Consider the following 22,214-nt stretch of genomic DNA (forward strand, 5'->3'; position numbering starts at 1 on the left):
CGGGATGTCGTCGCCGTTCGAATGGAGGTTCGACGCGACTCACGTTCGACGCGCTCGAGTCGTCACGGCTGGGAATCGTGATCGCCGCGACCGATCCGCCAGCCGATCAGTCGCCGGCTGCGACGTTTCGTCGCCGTCCAGAACGCGCCCGTCGGCGCGATCCACGGAACGAGGATGACGGCCGCGAGGAACAGCGCGGACCAGGCCACGATGAACGCGCGGTTGCCGATCCCCAGATCGGTGACGAACCACGTTCCGACGACGATGACGACGCCGACGAGGGGGGCCACCGTCTCCCAGAGGGTGTCTCGCATTCGGTCCGCGATCGCTGGTGCGAACTGCCAGGCGAGCAGTGCACCGATCCCTCCGCCGAAGGCGATGTGCGAGTTTCGGCTCCCGACGTAGATGACCGCGACCAGTGCGAAGAGGAAGCCGACAGTGAAGGCAGCCGTCGTCTCGCCGTACGACGTTCGCCGGGGAACGTACCGACGGCCCAGGTAGTAGACGGCGAGAAAGCCCAGCGCGTAAGCGATGCCGCCGACGACGTCTCCGGGGAAGTGGACGGCGAGTCCGACTCGAGTGAAGCCGACCCAACCGATCACGGCTGCGCCGGCCACGGCTCGTTTCCAGAGCGTGCCTACCGGCAGGTCGACCACGATCATGCCGACGATGATCGTCGCGGCCATCGCGTGGCCGCTCGGAAAACTCGTCGTGGAGATGTGCGCGGCGTGTTCGTACCAGGGGACGAACCAGCCGGGGAACGCGCTCCCGTCGACCGGCGGGCCGACGATCGGTCGACTCGCAGTGTGATACGATTTCGTGATCGACATCAGGCCGTAACAGCCGATGACGCCCCCGAGCCACGGCGCGACGAGGTCGCGATTGGCCCAGTAGGCGGCGATCATGGAGGGGGCGATCAGGTAGATGCTCCCGAGATACGAGAGGACGACCATGACGACGCCGAGCCACGTCGGAACGGCGTCGCGGACGGCTTCGACGACAGCGGGGTCAAACCACATCGCCGGAAACTTCAAATGAGTAATAGGTATTTCTTACGATCGAGATCGAACGCTACCGAAAGCGCAAAACCGGTGCTGCTCGCACCAGACGATCGAGGCAAACCGACCGACGTGAGACGCGTTTCCGAAAACCGAGGTCGTCTCTTACCCACACACTCAGTTCGCCGTAAGCGCCTCCTCGAGCCGATCCTCGATCGCCTCGAGTTCGTCCTGTAGCGACTCCCCCTGGGCGTCCTCGAGGTCCTCGATACGGTCGGCGAGCCCCTGCAACCGCGAGTACTTCTCGTCCTCGTCGACGCCGATTTTCTGGACGTAGACGTCCTCGCTGGTGTCGTAGACGTCATCGTCGGCGAGGTCCGTGACGGAGAGGACGACGTCCAGTTTGTCCCGATCGACCCCCAGAACCCACTCGCGGGGGATGCCGTGTTCGTCGAGCGCGGCGAGGACGGTCTCGTCGTCCTTCGGCCGGCGACGCTCGCGGGTCGTTCGCCGAACCGTGCCGAAGCGACCGTGGAGTTCCTGGTCGGGTCCGAGGCGCTCGAGCAGTTCGTCTCGCGCCGCCGACCGCACGCCGTCGGCGCCGCGCTGGACGTCCGAGGCGAGGACGTAGTAGTCGGTTAGCGAGTCGGTGTCCAACGAATCGAGGGATTCGAGGTCGTCAATTTCGAGTCGCTCGACGAGGTGGGCCAACAGGATGGCGTCGTCGTGGACGCGCTCGGGCGGCGTCCGCGCGTCGGCCGCGGTGACGAGGAACGGACTCTCGCCGCCGGTGGCGTCCTCGGGGGCGATGGTGATCGCCCCATCGTCGACGGTGTAGGACTCGGAGAGCGTGATCACCGCGGCGTAGGGTTCGACGCCCGGCTGGAGGTCGTCGATGGCCATCGCACCGCCCTCGAGTTGCTCGTCGAAGACGCCGAACTGCTCGCGCCAGAGGGGTCGTTCTTCGGTGCTGTCCGCAAAACGGACGAGGATCCGGTCGTCCGCGGTCGCCTCGAGCCTGAACGGCCGCTCGGAGAGCGGCGTCAGCAGTTGCGCGCCGGCCGGGACGTCCTCGCATCGCGACCGAAGTTCGGTCCAGTTCTCGTCGTTCATGCGATCCACTCCCACCGTCTCCCGCAAAAAGCGACGGCTGGAATCTGCCCGGTCGTCCCCGCTACCGGATCGTGCGGGGCACGTAACACACGCGAGGGGGGTCCCCAGTGGCCGTCGTATTATAGTAGACGCTGAAAGTCAATGCACACCCGATCGCAGGACGGCGTTGCGATCGGTGTGTAAATCGTTTCAGTGTCTACTATACATCGTCGAAACGTCCTCGCTGATCGAGAGTCGGATCACTCGAGGAGCGGCGGTACCTGCGTGAGCGACGTACAGTGATACGTGGGTGCCACGTCGAGGGCGTCGTCGACAGACTCGTCGTTCGAGGACTCGCGGGAGAGCAACACCGAGTCGATACCCGCGTTGTCGGCGGCCCGGACGTCGACCGATCGATCGCCGACGTAGAGCGCAGACTCGGCCTCGAGGGTATCCATGGCGGCTTCGATGTTCGCCGGGTCGGGCTTCCGACGGGCAAGGCCGTCCGGCGTCAGGGCACAGCCGTAGACGGTCTCGAAGAGCGGTCGGAGCCGGATCCGGTCGAGGACGGTCGTGACCACGGTCGGATGGTTGTCGCTGACGATGCCCAACGGCAGGTCGAGCGATCGAACGACGCTCACGTCGTCGTAGACGGAGCGCAGTCCGCGCTCGATTTCGCCGAGTTGGGTACGGATCAGTTCGCGGGCGGCCCGCGTGCAGAAGACGTCGGTGTCGATCTCGAGGGTTCGACACCGGTCGGCGATCGACTCGAAGTCGCCGCGGACGAGTTCCTGAAGCGTCTCCGCTGCCGGTCCCGAGCGATCGAACTGCTCGTACGTGCGGTCGAGCGCATCGGACAGCCGTCGGGACGAGGGCGTCTCGACGACGACCCCGTCGAAGTCGAACAGAACCGCGTCGTACTGCATCGCTGGATGGGTATCTGCTCCGGGACGATAACTCTACTGAGGCGACGCGCTCGCTGCTACTCGCGTGTGTTGGCGTACCATATCTTGAAGACCCCCAGAATACAACTTCGTGACATGCTTCACGCCACAGGGCCACTGCTCACTGTCGACGTCGGCAAACGAACTGCGGACGAGACGGCGATAGACGAGGTGCTCGAAAAGACGATCGGCGGCCGAGCCACCGCGACCGCGCTCGCTCACGAACGGATTCCGTTCGACGCGGATCCGTTCGGACCCGAGAACCGGGCGTACCTCTCGACGGGACCGCTCCAGCAGTCCCAGATGTCCTTTACCGGACGGATGAACATGACCGGGCTCTCGCCGCTGACCGACGGCCTGGTCTCGACGAACGCCGGCGGCTACCTCTCGCGAAACTTCGTCGCGACGGGCTACAGCGTCCTCGAGATCGCGGGCCAGAGCGACGAGTTGCTCGCCGTCCACGTCACGGACGACGGCGTCGAGTTCGAGGAAGTGCCGGAACTCGAGGGCGCGACGGTGCCGGAGACCTCCGACTACGTCGAGAATCAGCACGATCTCGGCCCCGAACACTGCATCGCGATCGGGCCCGCGGGCGAGAACCGCGTTCGGTTCGCGTCGGTGATGACGTTCGACTCGCGAGCCTTCGGTCGCGGCGGTCTCGGGGCCGTGCTGGGCTCGAAGAACGTCAAGTGCGTCACGTTCGACGGGGACGTGGAGCCGCCGCTCGAGATTCCGAACCCGCCGAAGTCAGACATCCACCGGGAAGCGGCCACCTCGGACGACCGGATGCGCCGTCAGGGAACCACGGGCGGGACGGAGTTCATCAACGACAACTTCTCGCTGCCGACCCGGTACTTCCGAGAGTACGAGTTCGAGGGCGCGGCCGACATCGGCGGCAACGCCGTCGAGGAGAAAAAGTACAAGAAGGGGGCTTGCTCGGCCTGTGCCTACGCCTGCAAACTCCCGACGCGGGACGAAGCGAGCGGCGTCGAAACCGAAGGGCCGGAGTTCGAGACCGTCTACTCGTTCGGCTCCCAGCACGGCGTCGACGATATCGTCGACGTCATGCGGGCCAACGAACTGTGTGACACGCTCGGGATGGATACGATCTCGGCGGGCGTGACGGTCGCAGCCTACCTCGAGAGCGAGGACGAGTTCGGCAACGCCGAACTCGCCCAGGAGATTACCGAAAAGATCGCCCGTCGGGAGGGCGTCGGCGACACGCTCGCGGAGGGCGTCGCCCGCTGTCACGACGACCTCGGTGTCGAGAACTACACGGTCAAGGGGATGGAGTTCGCTGCCCACGACGGTCGCGTCCTCCACGGACAGGGGCTCTCCTACGCCGTCGCGAACCGCGGCGCCGACCACATGTACGCGAGCATGCTGAGCCTCGAGTACGCCGGCCAACTCGATCCCGAAGGCACCCTCGGCAAAGCCGAGACGCTCGTCGACCGGGAGAATCACAACGCGTTCCGCGACACCGGAATCGTCTGCGCCTTCGGCGACGACTACGTCACCGAAGAACGCCTCGAGAGCCTGTTCGACACCGACTACGAGGACCTCATGCTCGTCGGTGCCCGGACCGTCGAACTCGAGCGCCACTTCAACAATCAGCGCGGCTTCGACCGCGACGACGACGGCGTCCCGTACGACCTGCCGGACATCGAGGACGCGATCCCGGAGTACTACGACGCCCGCGGTTGGTCCGAAGAGGGAATCGTCTCCGACGCGAGACTCGAGTCCGTGACCGGGACTGCGCTCTCGGACGATTAGGGACCGGCCAGTTCTTCCCTTGCTACTTCTCGAAGTATTAAGTCAGTGCGTTGTCACGGTGGACCAATGAACGACTCAGACGACAGCGTCCTCGCGGAACTCGCGGGGCTGCCGACGATCGCCCATCCGACCGTCTCGCCGTCCGGCGACGGGGTCGCGTGCTACTACGACGTCACCGGCCGAAACGAACTGCACGTCGTCGACGTCGAGAACGGCGACGTCGAGCGCTGGTCCGACGGCGAGGTGCCGCGCAACGCCCGCTGGTTCGTCGCGTGGGGCGCCGACGGCGACCGCGTCTTCTTCCACCTCGACGACGCCGGGGACGAGCAGAACGATCTCTACGCGCTGTCCCGCGACGGCTCGGTGGAACCGATCGTCCAGATGGACGGCCAGGTCGTCCTGCAGGAGGTCGGCGAGGACGGCGAGACGCTCCTCGTTGGCTCGAACCGGGACGGCCAACTGAACGTCTACCGGCACGATCTCTCGAGCGGCGAGACGTCCAAAATCACCGACTACGAGCGAGCCGTCTGGGACGCCCACCTCTCACCCGACGGCGAGCGGATCGCGTACGCGACCAACGAGACCGAGGATTTCGACAACCGGGACGTCTACGTCGCGAACGCGGACGGCTCGGACCCCCGGAATCTCGAGATCGGCGAAACCGGTGCGGAAGCTATGCCGACGGACTGGGGTCCGGACGGCGAGTGGCTGCTCGTCGGCGACAACACGACCGACCTCGGCCGCGTCGGCGTCTACGACTTCGGTGCCGATGACGTGACCTGGTACGGCGACGACGAGTACGACGAGCAGCCGATCGCAGTGCTCTCCGGCGGCGACCGACTCCTCGCCAGTCGCAGTCGGAACGCGAACGCCGTTCCGGTCGTCTACGACCGGGAGTCGGGCGCCGGCCGGGAACTCGAGCTCCCCGAGGGCGTCACCTCGTTCGGGATGGGACCGACCGGACTCAGCGTCGACGAAGATCGGATTCTCCTCGAGCACACCAGCCCGACGCGCCGTCCGGAACTGCTGGTCTACAATCTCGAGAGCGACGAGTACGAAGTCCTGCTCGAGGCCGAGTACGGGCCGTTCGATCCCGACGACTTCGCCGACGCGGAATACCTGACGTTCGACTCGGACGGCATTCCCGAAACACCCGCGAGAGCCGTCGAACACGAGCCGTACGACGAGTTCGAGATCGGCGCGCTCCTCTACGACTCCGGCGAGCGGCCCTCGCCGCTGATCGTCAACCCCCACGGCGGTCCGCGCAGTCGCGACGACACGTCCTTCGACCTCTACGCGCAGACGCTGGTCTCGCAGGGGTTCTCGGTGCTACAGGTCAACTACCGGGGATCGACTGGACGCGGCCGCGAGTTCGTCGAGGAACTGCTCGAGGACTGGGGCGGCGCCGAACAAGGAGACGTCGCGACGGCCGTCGAGTACGCCCTCGAGCGCTACGACTGGCTCGACGAGGACCGCGTCGTGGTCTTCGGGGGCTCCTACGGCGGCTACTCGGCGTACTGGCAACTCGTCCAGTACCCCGACCTCTACGAGGCCGGAATCGCCTGGATCGGTCTCACCGACCTCGAGGAGATGTACGAGACCACGATGGACCACTACCGTATCGAACTGATGGAGAAGTACCTCGGCACGCCCGCGGAGAATCCGGATCTCTACGAGGACCGCTCACCGCTTACGCACATCGAGAATCTCGACGCCCCCATCTGCATCGTCCACGGGGTCAACGACCGACGCGTTCCCGTCTCGCAGGCGCGGCTGTTCCGCGAGGCGCTCGAGGAACGCGGCCTCGATGAAGCGAACGGTAAAACCGCCGAAGCGGGCGAGAACGGCGCATTCGAGTACCACGAACTCGGCGAGGAGGGCCACGCATCCTCCGACCAAGCGCAGAAGCTCCGGCTCTTTCGGCTGCTGACGGATTTCCTCGAGCGGCGGGCTGACGGGGAACGAGCGGACGCCTGACTTACGAGCGAAACGCAAAACCGGGCCACGCGGGTACTGTCGGCGTGCAGTGCGTGACCCGTTATCGTGCTTGGACACGACGCGACCAGCCAACCGTCGGACTTGCTATCGCCCGACCGCACGGAAACGTCGCCCCCTCAGCCACATAAAATCACGCCAGTCAATCTCATGCAAGGTGTGGTGGGGGCTGGATTGACCTCGAGTTGCCGGAACCACGCGCAGAACCATACTGGAGGATTTTCGGAACAGTCGAGCGAACAGATCGGCCAGTCAATCAGTCGTGCCGCTTCGTCATCGCGAGGAAACCGGCTAGCAGGAGTCCGAGCGCCGGGAAGAGGGCGAGGACGAGAAAGAGGAGGGACGTCCCGCCGTAGGTGAGGGCGATGCCGGCGATGGACGCCCCCGCAGCGCCGATGCCGAAGACGCCGAGATACGTAACGCCGAAGGACAGCCCGTGAACGTCCGCAGTGGCGTATTTTCCGATCAGCGCTTGATGGATCGGGGCTTCCACGTAGACGAAAAAGCCGAGCGCCGCACAGATCAGCAGCGTCGCGACGAGTCCGGCGTTCGTGGCGACGGGAAAGAGCAACGAGACGACGATCAACGCGACGAACGCGCCGACGATGGCCCACTCGGGCGAGCGGTAGTCGCTCACCCGTCCGCCGACGTACTGCCCGACGGCACCGATCAACAGCAGGCCGGCGTAGACGTACTGACTCGGTTCGAACGTCTCGCCGGCGACGATGACGGGATCGAAGACGGGGAGCTCCGCGAGGACGTCCGGGAGGAACGTAAAGACGCCCCGGTAGTACGTCCCCGCGAGCATCGCGATGACGAACACGACGGCGAAGCTGCCGACGAAGAGGAGTTTCGTCCGCTCGAACAGGGCCGTTATTCCGACGCTCGAGTCGGTAGTCGACGTGGCTTCGGCGTCGACACCCGCCCGTTCGTCGAAACGAAAGACCGAAGCCGCGAAGACGGCGACGAGCGCGGGGACGGCGAACAGCGCGGCCACGAGCCGCCAGTCCAGTAGGGTTAGTGCGATCGCCGCCGCGAGCGGGCCGACCGCCGTCCCGACGTTGCCCGCGACGCCGTGGTACGCGAGGACGGTTCCCTGCTGTTCCGAGCCGCGAGTAATCAGCGAGAGTCCCGCAGGATGGTAGAGGCTCGCCGCGGCACCCCAGAGCACGAGCGCGACGCCGAGCAGCCAGACGGTCGGCGCGAGGCTGACGAGCACGAACCCGGCGCCCATGCCGACCATCGAGAGGACGACCAGCCGTCTCGAGCCGTATCTGTCGGCCAGCGCGCCGCTCGGCAGCGCGCCGAGCCCGATGAGCCCGTAGCCGACCGCGACCACCGTCCCGAGGACGGCCGGCGAGACGTCGAAGGTGTCCAGCCAGACGACGACGAACAGCGGGATCGTGAGCTCGTAGAGGTGGAACGTCGCGTGCCCGATCATCGTGAATCGAGCGATTGCGCGATCGTTCCGGTCCATAGCGTGGCTAATCAGGTGTACTGGTTAGTCGTTCCGATCGGCACGAGGTGGTGGGTACTCGAGGACGAGTACGCCCTCGCTGACCGGTTCGGATGGCGATTCGGCGCTCGATCGCGATGTCGGTTCGGCGCTTCGGTTCCGTCGACAGGTTAGCCACCGTACACCGACGGCACCAGCCGAATCACGTCGGTCTCCTCGAGTTCCGTCTCGAGACCGTCGATATGCGTCACGTCTCGTTTGTTCTTCGTGACGACCGTTTTTCCCACCGGTTCGTTCCCGTCGTCGGACACGAGTCGTCCCTCGAGCTCGGGGTACGTCGACTCGAGATCGAGGAGGAGTTTTCCCACACTCTCGGCGTCCGTCTCGTAGCGGACGGTCTTCTCGCCGACGGCGTCGCGAAACGGGCCGAAGAAGACGCACTCGAGTTGCACGACTCGAGGTTCGGCGTAGCTCCTCTTAAATCGACGGTGTCGAGTTCGGCAGGTGACCGATCGACGGAGGCGGAGATGGATCGACGGAGGCAGCAGATAAGACGGGAGTTAGTCGTCGCTCGGGCCGACCGCTGGCTCCGGTTCGGCGGACTCATCTGCAGGGGTGTCGAACAGCGGACTCTGCTCGCCGGGCACGAACGTGTTGAGCAATAGGGCCGACAGCGCGGTCATGATGACGGGTTCGCCGAAGAACGTCTCGGCCGCGTTCGGGAGCCCGGAGAGCGCTTCGGGGGTCGTCGCGACGCCGAGTCCGAGGCTCAGCGAGACCGCGACGATGACCATATTCCGGCGGTCGAACTCGGTATGCAGGACGATCAGTCGGACGCCGCTGGCGGCGACCATGCCGACCATGAGCAAGACGGCACCCCCGAAAACCGCGCTGGGAATCGTCGTGACAGCCGCCCCCACCTTGGGACTGAGTCCGAGAATCGCGAGGATCACGCCGCTGATGCCGACGACGTGACGGCTCATCACGCCCGTAAAGTTGACGATGCCGACGTTCTGGGAGAACGACGTGATCGGGAACGCCGAGAAAACGGCGCCGATCGAGCTCAGCAGTCCGTCGTTGAACAGCCCGCCGCGGAACTCCCTGTCCGTCGGGTTTCGCCCTTCCGCAGCCGTAACACCGGACATGTCGCCGACGGTCTCCATCGCGGAGACGAGAAAGAGGAAGGCGAAAACGACGATGGCGATCGGTTCGAACTCGAAGCCGAACCTGGTCGGCGAGGGGACGGCGACCCAGGCGGCGTCGCCGATCGGCGAGAAGTCGACCAGCCCGAACGCGACGGCGACGACGTAGCCGATAGCGATCCCCGCGAGGATGCTCAGCAGTCGCGCGATGCCTCGAGTGAACAGGTTGAGGCCGACGGCGATAGCCAGAACGAGCGCGGCCAGACCGATGTTATGAAGCGCGCCGTAGTCGTCGGCTCCGACGCCGCCGGCAGCGTAGTCCATGGCGACGGGAATGAGGTAGAGACCGATGATGACGACGACGAGTCCGGTGACGAGCGGCGGGAAGAAGGGTTTGATGCGTTTGAACTGCCAGCCGATGAGACCCTCGACGGCGAAGCCGGTGACGAGAATCGCCCCGAAAACGGCGGCCATGCCGTAGTCGATCCCGATCGTCACCGCCGCGCCGACGAACGTAAAACTCGAGCCCATCACGATCGGCAGGCGAGCCCCGACGGGACCGACGGTGTACGCCTGTACGACCGTCGCCAGCCCCGAAAACAGGAGAACCATCTGGACGATGTACGCCGTGTCGGCGACGCTGAGGCCGACGTCTCCCGCCACGATGAACGCGACGGCCGTCGCCGGAACGATCATCACCGCGACGTGTTGAAGGCCGAGTAAAAGCGACTTCGGCCACGGCGGCCTGTCGTCGAGTCCGTACTCCAGTTGAATACTCCCGTCCGTTTCGTTCGACATGCTATGGCCGCCACGTTGCGGATCGCCCACTAAAAAGATTCGTATATGAGTGTATATTGGTGTTCCAGATCGCTGTGTTTACCCACATTCGTGTATACCTGAATGCGCCGTGGCGACACACGACAAGCACTCGGTTTCGTCGTCAGTTCTCGCTCACAATCGGTTAGTGAACGACGACTTCTCCGTCTTCGACCGTGATGTCTATGAGGCTCGTCGCTTCGAACTCGGTCTCGTCCAGCGCGGACGGTCCGACTTTTCGCATCACGACGACGATATCCTCGATTTCAGCGCCGATATCGTCCAGTGCGGTACAGATGGCGGCTAGCGTGCCGCCCGTCGAGAGCATATCGTCGACGATGAGGACGCGATCTCCCGCCTCGACGTCGTTGATGTACATCTCCGACTCCGAGTAGCCGGTCTGCTGGTGCAACGAGACCTCGCCCTCGAGCCCGTACGGTCGTTTGCGGATCACGACCAGCGGAATGTCGGTCTGGAGCGAGAGCGCGGTCGCGAGGTGGATGCCCATCGCCTCCGGAGCGACGATCTTGTCGACGTCCAGATCGGCCGTCTGCATGACCTCGATGACGACCTCCCGCAGGAGGGCCGGATCGAGCATCGGCACGCCGTTACTGATCGGGTGAACGAGGTACTCGTAGCCGTCTTTGTCGATGATCGGCGCGTCGTCGAGCGAGGCGAGAAGTTTCTCCATGTGGCCGATTGGCGCAATCGGGGGAAAAACGGTTCGTTCTCGCGTCTGTTCGAGACCGATCACCTCTCGCGTCCTCGAGGCTGACCCGTCCGCCCGCGGCGGCTCACTCGAGGGAAACGTCGTGCAGTTCGATCCGGGTCGGCTCCGGCACCGACTCACTCGAGAGCCCGTACTCGCCGCGTTCGGCCGTCGTCTCGTCCTCCTCGCCGGTGAGGACGATCACGCCGTCTGCGAGCATCGGTGCGAGAACGCCCCCGATCACGGCTCGAGGGTCCGCGAGCGACTCTCGAACGACGACGCGGTCGCCGGCCTCGAGGCCGTACGATTCGACGATCTCGTTGGCCGCCTCGAGCGCCTCCCCGTGGCTCACGTCCCGTTCGCCGTCGGTCAGCAGTACCGTCTCGGGATCGATGTCCAGCGGCGGGAAGGCGGGGTTCTCGCTCCAGACGCCGGCGTCGAAGTGGTGAATGTCAGGTTCGTCGGGTTTCTGCCCGTAGCCGACCCGTTGGGCGCCCCGCGGGAGGGTGTACTCGCCGGACTCGAGGGTCACAACGGGAGCGACGAGCGCGCGGAAGTTCTCCTCGTCGGCGAGATCCATCGGCGGCTCGAACCGCGTCGTCCCCTCGAGCAGCGTCGTGCCGAAAGAGGCGAGCAGGGGAAGCGGTCCCTCGCCGACGATGCCGACGGTGACGTCCCTGCGGACGCCCGCGTGCCGCAGGAAGTTCCCGGCCTTCCAGGACGTCGTACACAGCCAGTGATTGTCGAACTCCCGACCCGTCGCGTCCACGAGCGCAGTGCGGTCGTCCCGGAGTTCCCGCGTGAGTAGATCGTCCACTGTCTCGGCGGTCATGTGCGTAACTCGAGGCCCGGTCGAAAAAAGGACGCCGACTCGAGGCGGCACAGTTGCGGTCAGTGGCCGCCATACGACGGGGCGTTCGTCTGATAGCCGCTGTTATCATACGGTCTGCTGTACGTCATTTCCGGTGCAACCACGATCGTCCCGCGGTTGCACCGGTAAATCGTCACAGCAAACCGTATCAGTCGTCCGCCGCCGCGGGAGCGGCGTCCTGGTGATCGATCTCGGTCCCGAGACTCTCGAGGAACTCGGCGAGCCACTCGGGGTGGTCGGGCCAGGCCTGGCCCGTCACGAGGTTCCCCTCGCGCGTGACGCCGTCCGCCCAGTCGCCGCCGGCGATTCGGACGTCGGCCTCGAGCGCGGGATAGCCGGTACAGGTTCGGCCCTCGAGGACGTCCGCGGCGGCGAGGATCTGGACGCCGTGACACAGCGCGGCGACGGGTTTGTCTTCCTCGAAGAAGTGACGCGTGATCTCGAGCACCTCGTCGTACGTCCGGAGGTACTCGGGCGCGCGGCCGCCGGGAACCACGAGCGCGTCGTACTCGGCGGGGTCGACCGCGTCGAAGTCGTGGTTGAGTTCGAAGTTGTGCCCCGGCTTTTCAGTATACGTCTGATCGCCTTCGAAGTCGTGGATCGCCGTCGGACAACTGTCGCCGGCCTCCTTTTCGGGGCAGACAGCGTGAACCTCGTGGCCGACCATTTCGAGCGCTTGGAACGGGACCATCACTTCGTAGTCCTCGACGTAATCGCCAGCGAGGAGCAGGATCTGGTGTGTCATGGGAATTCCCACGTGTTGGTTCGACGACAGCCGTCATAGATTATGTTGGATGACACCACGACACTCATGCTGTCGATTATGATCGATCTCTCTGCATTTGATTCGCCGAGAGGGCGCTCAAAGCCGGGTATGCTCGAGGCTTACTCCGTTCGGGACGCTCGGTAACCGTCGATGGACTCGGCGAGGAGGTAGGCGACGAGCACGAGACCGATGATCGCAGTTCCGATCGACTCGAGTTCGACGGTGGCGACGGTTCGGTCGCCCCAGTAAGCAATCACCGCCCCCGTGGTGAAGAGCACCGCGAGCAGCGTCACGTACCGCCACCGTGACGCGACCGGCACCATCCCGTCTTCGCCGCGAACGGCGAGATAGAAGTGCGCCCCGCCGAGTACGACTCCGTAAAACAGCAGAAACGCCGGGACCGACGGGACTGGACCCTCGGTGGCGGCATCAACTGCGAGCAGGCTACCGAACGCCAACCCGACGGCGACGAGGTGGACGGCCGTCTCGCGGGCTATCATACTCCAACAGTACCGACGAACAGAATAACTGTTGTGGAATAGTCAGGCCAGTATCAGTCTCTCGTCTCGAGCAGCGGCACGAAATCACGGAGATGAGATCCGGCGAACTCACGAATTCACGGCCTAAAACGCCCGCTTGATCTTCTCGAAGAAGCCTTCTTTGACCTCGATCTCGTCGCCGCCGGCCTCGGCGAACGCCTCGAGCGCGTCGCGCTGGTCCTCGTTCAGGCTGTCGGGCGTGACGATCTGGACCTGCACGAAGAGATCGCCGTGTCCCCGTCGGCGGAGGCGGGGCATGCCCTTGCCCTCGAGGCGGAACGTCTCGCCGCTCTGGGTTCCTTTCGGAATTTCGAACTCGGCAGCGCCGTCGAGGGTAGGCACTTCGACGGTGTCGCCGAACGTGGCTTGCGGGAACGAGATGGGCAGTCGATACTGGAGATCGTCGCCGTCGCGTTCGAACTCCTCGTGATCGCGGATCGAGACGTCGATGAGCAGGTCACCGTGGCGCCCGCCTTCGGGGCTAGGTGCACCTTCGCCTTCCATCCGGAGCGTCTGGCCCTCCTGAATCCCCTCGGGTACGTCGACGGTCAGCGAGGCCTCGTTCCGGACGTAGCCCTCGCCGCGACAGTCGTCGCAGGTCTCGGAGTACAGCGTCCCGTCGCCCTCACAGCGGGGACAGGCCGTCGTCTGCTGGACGCGACCCAGCGGCGTCTGCTGGACCTGCGTCACCTGGCCGCGACCCTGACACTCGGGGCAGGTTCGCGAGTCCGCATCGGGCGGGTGCCCCTCCCCGTCGCAGGTATCACACTCCTCCGGCCGTTCGACGGTAAACTGCTTTTCGACGCCGTCGTAGGCTTCCTCGAGGTCGATCCGGAGTTCGGTTCGCAGATCCCGTCCCTTTCGCGGCCGACGACGACCGCGGCCGCCGCCACCGCCGCCGAAGACCTGTTCGAAGATATCGCCGAGCCCGCCGCCCATGCCACCGCCGCCACCGCCCATGCCGCCGAACGGTCCGCCACCCATCCCGCCGGCGCCCGCTTCGCCGGCGTCGAAACCGTGCTTTTCGGCCTGTTCGTAGCGGTCGTGGCCCATCCGATCGTACGCCTTGCGCTTTTCCTCGTCCGTGAGGACCTGCTTCGCCTTCTGGATTCTCTTGAACTTCTCCTCGGCGTCGGGGTCGTCGCTGACGTCCGGATGGTACTCGGTGGCTTTCTTCCGGTACGCCTGTTTGATGTCCTCGGTCGACGCATCGGGGCTCACGCCGAGTGCGTCGTAGAAGTCCTCGCTCATTCGTTGTCGAACCGATACTCGGTTGAGCCACTTGAAACGAACGTTCCGTCCGTCGCGGCGTCGGATTCGATACCACCCGGTGTCGATGGGCAGCAGCCGGGGTGGATTCGACCCGGTAGTCCGAACGGTTTCGCGCCTCGACACGATCCGTATCGAACGGGTGATCTCGGCGCCGTGACGCCGTTGCCGGAGTCAGCTCACATCGGCGCGAAGCGTCTCCTCGTTCTCGCGACCGTCGACGACCGTCATCTCGAGTTCCACCGGTGGATCGTCTTCGACGGTGACGCGAACGAGCGCAACCGGAAAGGACGGCGCGTCGTCGCCCGCCTGTTTGCCGGTCGCTCGCGCGGTGGCGACCAGTCGATCGTCCCGTCGCTCGAGGGTCTCCACTTCGACCGCCGCGTCGCTCGTGTTCGGCCACGTGGTGACGACTGAGCACAGCAGGTCCCGCTCGAAGTCGGTCTCCGTGACGAACTCCTCGGTCGCCGACGGATCGGTGGCGTCGATCTCCTCCAGCGGCGCCCGGTCGTGTGCGTCGGCTGCCGATTCGAACACCTCGAGCGAACCGACCGCGTCGTCCTCGAGCGGGTCGTAGGTCGCCCGAAAAAATCCGACCTGATGCACGTCGTACTCGAGGGTATCGTCGGCCGTCTCCGGCGGATCGCCGTCTTCCGCTCCGTCGTCTGGAGCGCTCTCGCCGGCGTCGTCCTCGCTCAGACACCCGGCCAGCGGTGTTGCGAGTGCGATAGCCGTGCCGACGAGCATGCTGCGTCGGTCCATACTCGATGCGACGAGAAAGCGTGTGAAAAACGTCCGGGTAGCTCAAACGCGGCTGTTACCGCGGTGGCGAGAGCAACCGTCGTCGCCGACTCGTTCAGTCCTCGTCCTCGTCCTCGACTTCGTCGGCGATATCCTCGAAGTCAGCGTCCACGTACTCCTCGCCTTCGCCGCCGGCTGCGGCACCGTCTGGACCTGGGTTCGGACCGCCGCCCATGCCGCCTGGGCCTGCGCCAGCTGCGCCGCCCGCAGCACCGCCAGCGCCCGCCGCGCCGGCTTCCTGATAGATCTGCTTGCCGATCTCTTGGAGCTCCTTGCTCAGGTCTTCGGTCGCGGCTTCGATATCGTCGGCGTCCGCGTCGCCGTCGTCGATGGTCTCCTCGAGATCCTCGACGGCCGCCTCGATGTCGCCGCGGAGGTCGTCGTCGACGTCCTCGTTCTCCTCGAGCAGGGTCTCGGCGCGCTGGATCGTGGCCTCGGCGGTGTTGCGGGCCTCGATTCGCTCGCGCTTCTCCTTGTCCTCTTCGGCGTGTTTCTCGGCTTCGGCCTGCATCTTCTCGATCTCGGTGTCGGAGAGGCCGGCGCCGCCCTCGATGGTGATCTCCTCGCTTTCGCCGGTGCCCTTGTCCTCCGCGCTCACGTTGACGATCCCGTTCTCGTCGATGGAGAACGTGACCTCGATCTGCGGCGTGCCCGCGGGGGCCGGCGGGATACCGGTCAGGTGGAACTCGCCGAGCATCTCGTTTTTCTCGGCCAGTTCGCGCTCGCCCTGGAAGACCCGAACCTGCACCGAGGTCTGGTTGTCCGCCGCCGTGGTGAAGATTTTCGACTCCTCCGTCGGAATCGTCGTGTTCTTCTCGATGAGGCGTTCGAAGAGACCGCCCTTGACCTCGATACCGAGCGAGAGCGGCGTGACGTCGAGCAGGACGATGTCGTCGACCTCGCCGCCGAGGACGCCGCCCTGAATCGCCGCGCCCAGCGAGACGGCCTCGTCGGGGTTGACGTTTTTCTGGGGCTCCTTGCCGGTCAGGTCCTCGACCTTCTCTGCGACCTGTGGCATTCGCGTCGAGCCACCGACGAGGAGCACCTCGTCGATGTCGTCTTTCTCGTAGCCCGCGTCCTCGAGTGCCTGCTCGGTCGGCTCGACGGTGCGGTCGATCAGCTCCTGCGTGAGCGACTCGAACTTGGCTCGCGTCATCGACTCCTCTAAGTGGATCGGGCCGTCGTCGGTCGCCGTGATGAACGGCAGGTTGATCTCGGTCTCTTTCCGGCTCGAGAGCTCGATCTTGGCCTCCTCTGCGGCGTCTTTGAGCCGCTGGAGCGCCTGTCGGTCGTCGCGGAGGTCGATGCCGTGTTCGGCCTCGAACTCGTCGGCGAGCCAGTCGATGATGGCCCCGTCCCAGTCGTCGCCACCGAGGTCGTTGTCACCGTTGGTCGCGACGACTTCGTAGACGCCGCCGCCGAGATCGAGAATAGAAACGTCGAACGTCCCGCCACCGAGGTCGTAGACGAGCACGGTCTGGTCGGAGTCGTCGTCGAGGCCGTACGCCATCGACGCGGCCGTCGGCTCGTTGATGATGCGCTCGACCTCGAAACCGGCGATCTCGCCGGCGTCTTTGGTCGCCTGGCGCTGTCGGTCCGAGAAGTACGCGGGGACCGTGATGACGGCCTTCTCGACTTCGTCGCCGAGGTAGTCTTCGGCGTCGCGTTTGATCTTCTGGAGGATCATCGCCGAGATCTGTTCCGGCGTGTACTCCTCGTCGTCTACCTCGACGGTATACTCTTCCTCGCCGATGTGGCGTTTGATCGAGGCGATCGTCTTTTCGGGGTTCTGAATCGCCTGATTCTTCGCCGGCTTGCCGACGAGTCGCTCGTCGTCGTCGGTAAAGGCGACGACGGAGGGTGTCGTCCGTTCGCCTTCGGCGTTGACGATGATCTCCGGATCGCCACCTTCCATCACCGCGAACGCGCTGTTCGTCGTCCCAAGGTCAATTCCGAGAATCTTGTTGCTCGCCATCGTGGCAGGCTATTGTGCGCACTTTGTTTTAAAGGTTACTAGGCAGTATCGTGAGGCGAATAAAATTCGCCAAAATGGCCGTAGGCGCCACGCTCAGCGGCTGAAACAGCTCGAGTCGAATTGACTTTGGCGGCGATAATATGGTGTCGATTACCGTGAACGATGGGGCGACGAGTGAGCGATCGATTCCTCAGTTTGCAGTTCCGTCGGACTCGGTGGCACCGTCCGTGTCGGCGTCCGCGGACTCGTCGCTCGCGACGTCGCCACCGAGTTCGATCGCTGCCTCCTCGTCCTCCTCATCCGCCGATTCTTCGGCGTCGTCGGCAGCCGCATCGTCACCGCTCGAGTCCGCATCCGCGTCCGACGCTTCTGACGCTTCGTCGGTCACCTCGGCGCCGTCGTCCTCACCGTCGGCGTCGCTCTCGTCCGTCGTCCCTTCCTCGGCTTCGAGTTCGCCGTTCGAAACCGTCACCTGTGCGTTCTGGATGACCTTATCGCCCATCTCGTAGCCGGGCGTGTAGACGTCGGCGACGGTCCCCTCCGGCTGTGCGCTGTCGACCTGCATCATGACCTCGTGGCGCTGCGGGTCGGTCGCGGTGCCGGGGTCGGGATCGATCTCCGAGACGTTCTCGTCCTCCAAGATGCGGTCGAACTCCCGTTTAGTCATCTCGACGCCCTGCCGGAGGCTCTCCGCGTCGTCGCTGTCCTCCTCGAGGGCGCGTTTCAGGTTGTCGCGAACGCCGAGCAGCCGTTCGACGAGGTCCTCGGTCGCCCGGTCTTTGATCTGCTGTTGGCGCTTCTTGGCTCGCTTCTTGTAGTTCTGGAAGTCGGCCTGCTTACGCTTGAGGCGACTTTTCAGATCCTCGACCGTCTCCTCGCGCTCCTCGACCTGTTCCTCTCGCGTCTCGAGTTCGTCCTGTAACTCGCCGATGGTCTCGGCCTGTTCCTCGACGCGCTCGGAGAGGTCCTCGAGCTCCTCGCGCTGGTGGGCGACGGTGCCGTTCAGGTCGCGGGCCTCGTCGACGATGGCGCTGACCTGGTGGGCGAGGTCGTCGTCGTACTCGGTCACGTCGTCGAGCAGCTCCTGAATGTCCTCGCTCGTCTGGGGCGCTGCGGACGGTTCGCCGTCGGATTCGTCGTCGGCGTTCGACGCACCGATGCTCGAGTCGTCTCCGTCCGATTCGGCGTCGCCAGCAGGGACGGGTTCGGCGTCCGACTCGTCCGTAGCTGAAGCGGCGGATTCGCCGTTGGCCATCTCGCCGTCGTCGGATTGCTCCTCGGACGGGACACCCTGGGCCGTGGAGTTCGTGCCCTCGTCTTCGCTCATGTGCCAGTCAAGGAACAGCGGTAATAAAAGGGTTGAGGTAGGGGGCCGACGGCCCTCGATTTGCCATCGGCCGTCGATGCCTTCCGACCGTATTCGCGGACTCGTTTCGACTGCGTTGGTTGTCCTCTCTACCCCGTCGAATTCCCGACAGTATTTGTCCGCCCCGCTCGGATCAGTCACCGTGACGCGGCCACGCGAGGAGCGGACGGATCCGGAACCGATCACGCTCCGCTACGAGAACGGCACCGTCCGAATCGACGGACTCGAGGAGACGTCCGTCTCCCCGTCGTCCCTTCGGGAGTCGGTTCCCGACCTCGAGCGCGACCCGCGGACCGACGGCTGGCGCGTGCCGGCGTTTCGGTACGCGCCGCTCCGCACCGCCCTGCTGGACGCCGTGACCGAACCGAATCGAATCGACGACCGCGTACTCGCCCTCGACTCGCTCCCATCGCTTCGGTCGGCGTACGAACTTCGCGCGTATCAACGGGAGGCGCTCGAAACGTGGCTCGAGACGGATCGCTGGGGTGCGGACGCGGCGGACGGCGGTTGGGTTACCACCGCGCCCGCGGGCGTCCTCGAACTTCCGACGGGCAGCGGAAAAACGGTCATCGCCCTCAAGGCGATCGAACGGCTCTCGACTCCCACGCTCGTCGTCGTCCCGACGATCGACCTGCTCGAGCAGTGGCAGCGCGAACTCGAGCGCGAGTTCGACCGCGATATCGGGCGGTTCGGCGGCGGCGAACAGCGCCTCGAGCCGATCACGGTCTCGACGTACGACTCGGCGTACCTGAAAGCCGATTCGGTGGGCGACCGCTTCGGGCTGGTCGTCTTCGACGAGGTCCACCACCTCGGCGGGGAGGGCTACCGCGAGATCGCGCGCCTGCTCGCCGCCCCCGCACGGCTGGGGCTCACGGCGACGTTCGAGCGCCCCGACGACGCCCACGAAATCATCGAAGAGATCGCCGGCCCGCTCGTCCACCGCGTCGACGTCGACGAGTTGGCGGGCGACCACCTCGCGAACTACGACCTGAAGCGACTCGAAGTGGCGCTCACGCCCGACGAACGCGAGGCCTACGAGCGAGCACAGGAGACCTTCGCGAACTATCTGGCACGCACGGGGATCAGCATGCAAAGCGGCTCGGACTACCAGGAACTCGTCAAACGCTCCGGGAGCGACCCCGAGGCGCGCGAGGCGCTGCTCGCCCGCCAACGCGCCCGCGAGATCATCTACGGCAGCGAAGCCAAACTCGAGGCGCTCGAGGAGATTCTCGACGATCATCGCGGCGAGCGAACGATCGTCTTTACGGCCCACAACGACCTCGCCTACGAGGTCAGTGAGCGGTTCCTGATCCCAACGATTACCCACCAGACGGGCGCGGCAGAGCGCCGCGAGATGCTCGAGCGATTCCGCGAGGGGACCTACAGCCGAATCGCGACCTCAAACGTTCTGGACGAGGGGGTTGACGTCCCCGATGCTTCGGTCGCGGTCGTCCTCTCGGGCAGCGGCAGCGAACGCGAGTTCACCCAGCGCCTCGGGCGGATTCTGCGGCCGAAATCCGACGGAAGCCGTGCCCTGCTATACGAGGTGGTCGCCGCGGATACGAGCGAAGAAGGCGTCTCGAGTCGTCGACGGGATGGGACATAGCTGTTCGACGTCTACAGCGGTACTGGATGCGGTCCACTACTCCGCCATCTTCCGGAGTGGCGGCGGATCCGATTCGACAGCCACCCGGTGTTTCCGGGTCACGAAGGCGATTCCCGTTCGGATGCCGTTTCGACACTAAATCGCCTATCTTCTTACCGCAGTAGAGCAAAATCCGACCATGTCACAACCCAGTTACGTCATCGGTCACCAGCAGCCGGATACGGACACCATCATCTCTGCGGTCGCCTACGCGCGATTGAAGCAGGCGCAGGGAGAGGACGCCGCCCCGGCTCGAGCCGGAGCGATAAACCCGGAGACGCAGTTCGTCCTAGATCGGTGGGAGGTCGAGAAACCGGCACTCCTCGAGGATGCCGCGGGAGAACGATTGGCCCTCGTGGATCACAACGAGCACAGTCAGACCGTCTCCGGCGCACGGGAAGCGGAGATCACCGATATCGTCGACCACCACCGGATCGGCGACGTGGAGACCAGTTCCCCGATCTTCTTCCGGAACGAACCGGTCGGCTCGACGGCGACGATTCTCACGCGGCTGTACGACGAAGCGGACGTAGAGATCGACGCCCAGACCGCGGGCCTGCTGCTCAGCGGCCTGCTCAGCGATACGGTCGTCCTCCGGTCGCCGACGACCACCGACACGGACCGAACCGTCGCCGAGCGACTGGCCGATATCGCCGATGTGGACTACGAAACGTACGGAAAGGAACTGCTCCAGCAGAAGAGCAAACTCGGTGAGAAGGAGCCTCGAGAGATGGTCCTCGGCGACTTCAAGGAGTTCGAGTTCGGCTCCCACGACGTCGGCATCGGACAGATCGAAACTGTCGAACCGGACACCGTGTTGGAACAGCGCGAGGCCGTGCTCGAGGCGATGGACGAGGTCGTCGCGGAACGGGAGTACGCCGTGCTCGTCCTACTCGTCACGGACCTCCTCGAGGAGGAATCCACCGCTCTCGTCGCGGGCGACCACGCGGAGACCGTCGAAGCGGGACTCGACGTTACGCTGACGGATCGAGAGGCGTTCCTACCCGGCGTGATGTCCCGCAAGAAGCAGGTCGTGCCGCCGCTCGAGGACGCGTTCCAGTAGTCGACCGTCAGTCGCACGGCTCCACGTCACTTTCACTCGAACGCTGGCAGTACCTCGTCGCCGAACGCCTCGATGAACGCCTTTTGATTCGTGTTGACGTTGTGGACGAACACCCGATCGACGTCGAGTTCGAAATCAGCCTCGAGCCACTCGACATGGTCCTCGAGGTCCGACGAGATGCGGACGTTCTCCGCGACGACCTCCTCGTCGACGGTCTCCGAGAGGTCGTCGAACTGCTCGGGGGTCCGAAGCTCCTGGGTCACCGGCCCCGGAACGCAGTTGGTGTGCCACTGCTCGTAGGCGCCCTCGAGTGCGGCGTCGTCGCTGTCGGCGTAGGAGTGCTGGGCCTTGAGGAAGACCGGTTTCTCCGGGGCGTTCTCCCGAAACGCTTCGACGCGAGCCGCGTCGTCCTCGTGGTCCGGTGTCGCGATGGTGATCATCCCGTCGGCCCACTCGGCGAGCCACTCGGCGGTCTCTTCGGAGAGCGCGGGGCCGATCAGCGGCGGGGCCGTCTCGGGTCGCGAGTAGAGTTGGGCCTGTTCGACGTCGACGCGGCCGTGGTGGGTTACCTCCTCGCCGTCCCAGAGCCGACGCATGATCTCCGCACACTCCCGGAGACGGGCGTTCCGTTCGCGCTTGACGGGCCAGTCGGTCCCCGTGATTCCCTCGTTGAGCAACTGGCCGCTGCCGACGGCCAGCCAGAACCGCTCGGGGTACATCTCGCGCAGCGTCGCCGCGCCCTGGGCGATGATCGCGGGATGATAGCGGTAGCCGGGCGCGTTAACCGTCCCGAAGGTCAGGTCGGTCGCCTCGAGCGCGGAGCCGAGCCACGACCAGACGAACCCCGACTCGCCCTGGCGTTCGCTCCAGGGGTGGAAGTGGTCCGACGCGAGTGCGTGGTCGAACCCCCGCTCGTCCGCGAGCGTGGCGTACTCGAGGAGGTCACTCGGCGCGAACTGTTCGTGCGAAACGTGGTAGCCGATCTCGGTCATGA

General features: G+C 65.1%; 19 protein-coding genes. 4 read left to right on the forward strand and 15 right to left on the reverse strand.

The window, feature by feature from the left end:
- Window positions 1-62 precede the first annotated feature (62 nt).
- From BLT08_RS17675 to BLT08_RS17685, 3 genes are all read right to left on the reverse strand, one after another.
- Entirely contained in the window at window positions 63-1,019 is a 957-nt protein-coding gene (locus BLT08_RS17675; RefSeq protein ID WP_090310598.1) for a phosphatase PAP2 family protein, read from the reverse strand.
- A 156-nt stretch (window positions 1,020-1,175) separates the two neighbouring features.
- Window positions 1,176-2,111: a DUF7983 family protein gene (locus tag BLT08_RS17680; RefSeq protein WP_090310600.1), complete on the reverse strand. Its 936-nt coding sequence runs from the start codon at window positions 2,109-2,111 to the stop codon at window positions 1,176-1,178.
- Window positions 2,112-2,350: 239 nt separating this feature from the next.
- Entirely contained in the window at window positions 2,351-3,016 is a 666-nt protein-coding gene (locus BLT08_RS17685; protein ID WP_090310601.1) for an HAD family hydrolase, read from the reverse strand.
- Between the two features lie 114 nt (window positions 3,017-3,130).
- Between BLT08_RS17685 and BLT08_RS17690 the strand changes: the two genes are divergently transcribed.
- A complete protein-coding gene (locus tag BLT08_RS17690; protein WP_090310603.1) occupies window positions 3,131-4,807 on the forward strand; it encodes an aldehyde ferredoxin oxidoreductase C-terminal domain-containing protein in 1,677 nt (558 codons plus the stop codon).
- 66 nt (window positions 4,808-4,873) lie between these two features.
- The gene (locus tag BLT08_RS17695) at window positions 4,874-6,784 is read left to right on the forward strand and encodes a S9 family peptidase (protein WP_090310605.1); all 1,911 of its coding nucleotides are present in this window, start codon (window positions 4,874-4,876) and stop codon (window positions 6,782-6,784) included.
- A gap of 274 nt (window positions 6,785-7,058) precedes the next feature.
- Here the strand turns inward: BLT08_RS17695 and BLT08_RS17700 are convergent, their stop codons facing one another.
- The 11 genes from BLT08_RS17700 to BLT08_RS17750 form a co-directional block, all read right to left on the reverse strand.
- Window positions 7,059-8,279 (reverse strand): MFS transporter, encoded by a 1,221-nt coding sequence (locus tag BLT08_RS17700; protein ID WP_090310607.1) that lies wholly within the window; start codon window positions 8,277-8,279, stop codon window positions 7,059-7,061.
- 149 nt (window positions 8,280-8,428) lie between these two features.
- Window positions 8,429-8,710: a MoaD family protein gene (locus BLT08_RS17705; protein ID WP_090310609.1), complete on the reverse strand. Its 282-nt coding sequence runs from the start codon at window positions 8,708-8,710 to the stop codon at window positions 8,429-8,431.
- A 108-nt stretch (window positions 8,711-8,818) separates the two neighbouring features.
- Window positions 8,819-10,198 carry a uracil-xanthine permease family protein gene (locus BLT08_RS17710; RefSeq protein ID WP_090310611.1) on the reverse strand — a complete coding sequence of 460 codons (1,380 nt, stop codon included), beginning with the start codon at window positions 10,196-10,198 and terminating at the stop codon, window positions 8,819-8,821.
- A 163-nt stretch (window positions 10,199-10,361) separates the two neighbouring features.
- Complete coding sequence (gene hpt, locus BLT08_RS17715; protein ID WP_090310791.1) at window positions 10,362-10,907, reverse strand: hypoxanthine/guanine phosphoribosyltransferase; 546 nt, start codon at window positions 10,905-10,907, stop codon at window positions 10,362-10,364.
- A 103-nt stretch (window positions 10,908-11,010) separates the two neighbouring features.
- On the reverse strand, window positions 11,011-11,757 hold the full coding sequence (locus BLT08_RS17720) for a hypothetical protein (RefSeq protein ID WP_090310613.1): 747 nt from the start codon (window positions 11,755-11,757) through the stop codon (window positions 11,011-11,013).
- Window positions 11,758-11,944: 187 nt separating this feature from the next.
- Entirely contained in the window at window positions 11,945-12,541 is a 597-nt protein-coding gene (locus BLT08_RS17725) for a DJ-1/PfpI family protein (RefSeq protein WP_090310616.1), read from the reverse strand.
- A gap of 140 nt (window positions 12,542-12,681) precedes the next feature.
- On the reverse strand, window positions 12,682-13,062 hold the full coding sequence (locus tag BLT08_RS17730) for a hypothetical protein (protein WP_090310618.1): 381 nt from the start codon (window positions 13,060-13,062) through the stop codon (window positions 12,682-12,684).
- A 123-nt stretch (window positions 13,063-13,185) separates the two neighbouring features.
- Window positions 13,186-14,352: a molecular chaperone DnaJ gene (gene dnaJ, locus BLT08_RS17735; protein ID WP_090310620.1), complete on the reverse strand. Its 1,167-nt coding sequence runs from the start codon at window positions 14,350-14,352 to the stop codon at window positions 13,186-13,188.
- A 192-nt stretch (window positions 14,353-14,544) separates the two neighbouring features.
- Window positions 14,545-15,132 (reverse strand): hypothetical protein, encoded by a 588-nt coding sequence (locus BLT08_RS23145; protein WP_090310623.1) that lies wholly within the window; start codon window positions 15,130-15,132, stop codon window positions 14,545-14,547.
- Window positions 15,133-15,226: 94 nt separating this feature from the next.
- On the reverse strand, window positions 15,227-17,146 hold the full coding sequence (gene dnaK, locus BLT08_RS17745) for a molecular chaperone DnaK (protein WP_090310624.1): 1,920 nt from the start codon (window positions 17,144-17,146) through the stop codon (window positions 15,227-15,229).
- Between the two features lie 190 nt (window positions 17,147-17,336).
- The gene (locus BLT08_RS17750; protein WP_090310626.1) at window positions 17,337-18,473 is read right to left on the reverse strand and encodes a nucleotide exchange factor GrpE; all 1,137 of its coding nucleotides are present in this window, start codon (window positions 18,471-18,473) and stop codon (window positions 17,337-17,339) included.
- A gap of 181 nt (window positions 18,474-18,654) precedes the next feature.
- On the opposite strand from BLT08_RS17750, the gene BLT08_RS17755 reads away from it, so the two are divergent.
- Both BLT08_RS17755 and BLT08_RS17760 read left to right on the forward strand, forming a co-directional pair.
- The gene (locus BLT08_RS17755; protein WP_175529371.1) at window positions 18,655-20,118 is read left to right on the forward strand and encodes a DEAD/DEAH box helicase; all 1,464 of its coding nucleotides are present in this window, start codon (window positions 18,655-18,657) and stop codon (window positions 20,116-20,118) included.
- A 178-nt stretch (window positions 20,119-20,296) separates the two neighbouring features.
- Window positions 20,297-21,220 (forward strand): manganese-dependent inorganic pyrophosphatase, encoded by a 924-nt coding sequence (locus tag BLT08_RS17760; protein WP_090310629.1) that lies wholly within the window; start codon window positions 20,297-20,299, stop codon window positions 21,218-21,220.
- Window positions 21,221-21,252: 32 nt separating this feature from the next.
- On the opposite strand, the gene BLT08_RS17765 is transcribed toward BLT08_RS17760, so the two are convergent.
- Entirely contained in the window at window positions 21,253-22,212 is a 960-nt protein-coding gene (locus tag BLT08_RS17765) for a TIGR03885 family FMN-dependent LLM class oxidoreductase (RefSeq protein WP_090310631.1), read from the reverse strand.
- Window positions 22,213-22,214 lie beyond the last annotated feature (2 nt).

Origin of the sequence: Natronorubrum texcoconense (assembly GCF_900100335.1) — an archaeon.
GTDB classification, from domain to species: Archaea; Halobacteriota; Halobacteria; order Halobacteriales; family Natrialbaceae; genus Natronorubrum; species Natronorubrum texcoconense.

Bases quoted from the DNA above. Each gene is read 5' to 3' on its own strand.
- BLT08_RS17765 (WP_090310631.1), bottom strand. From the start codon at position 22,212: ATGACCGAGATCGGCTACCACGTTTCGCACGAACAGTTCGCGCCGAGT.
- BLT08_RS23145 (WP_090310623.1), bottom strand. From the start codon at position 15,132: ATGGACCGACGCAGCATGCTCGTCGGCACGGCTATCGCACTCGCAACA.
- BLT08_RS17700 (WP_090310607.1), bottom strand. From the start codon at position 8,279: ATGGACCGGAACGATCGCGCAATCGCTCGATTCACGATGATCGGGCAC.
- BLT08_RS17750 (WP_090310626.1), bottom strand. From the start codon at position 18,473: ATGAGCGAAGACGAGGGCACGAACTCCACGGCCCAGGGTGTCCCGTCC.
- BLT08_RS17710 (WP_090310611.1), bottom strand. From the start codon at position 10,198: ATGTCGAACGAAACGGACGGGAGTATTCAACTGGAGTACGGACTCGAC.
- BLT08_RS17695 (WP_090310605.1), top strand. From the start codon at position 4,874: ATGAACGACTCAGACGACAGCGTCCTCGCGGAACTCGCGGGGCTGCCG.
- BLT08_RS17690 (WP_090310603.1), top strand. From the start codon at position 3,131: ATGCTTCACGCCACAGGGCCACTGCTCACTGTCGACGTCGGCAAACGA.
- hpt (WP_090310791.1), bottom strand. From the start codon at position 10,907: ATGGAGAAACTTCTCGCCTCGCTCGACGACGCGCCGATCATCGACAAA.
- dnaK (WP_090310624.1), bottom strand. From the start codon at position 17,146: ATGGCGAGCAACAAGATTCTCGGAATTGACCTTGGGACGACGAACAGC.
- BLT08_RS17730 (WP_090310618.1), bottom strand. From the start codon at position 13,062: ATGATAGCCCGCGAGACGGCCGTCCACCTCGTCGCCGTCGGGTTGGCG.
- BLT08_RS17685 (WP_090310601.1), bottom strand. From the start codon at position 3,016: ATGCAGTACGACGCGGTTCTGTTCGACTTCGACGGGGTCGTCGTCGAG.
- BLT08_RS17720 (WP_090310613.1), bottom strand. From the start codon at position 11,757: ATGACCGCCGAGACAGTGGACGATCTACTCACGCGGGAACTCCGGGAC.
- dnaJ (WP_090310620.1), bottom strand. From the start codon at position 14,352: ATGAGCGAGGACTTCTACGACGCACTCGGCGTGAGCCCCGATGCGTCG.
- BLT08_RS17680 (WP_090310600.1), bottom strand. From the start codon at position 2,111: ATGAACGACGAGAACTGGACCGAACTTCGGTCGCGATGCGAGGACGTC.
- BLT08_RS17675 (WP_090310598.1), bottom strand. From the start codon at position 1,019: ATGTGGTTTGACCCCGCTGTCGTCGAAGCCGTCCGCGACGCCGTTCCG.
- BLT08_RS17760 (WP_090310629.1), top strand. From the start codon at position 20,297: ATGTCACAACCCAGTTACGTCATCGGTCACCAGCAGCCGGATACGGAC.
- BLT08_RS17725 (WP_090310616.1), bottom strand. From the start codon at position 12,541: ATGACACACCAGATCCTGCTCCTCGCTGGCGATTACGTCGAGGACTAC.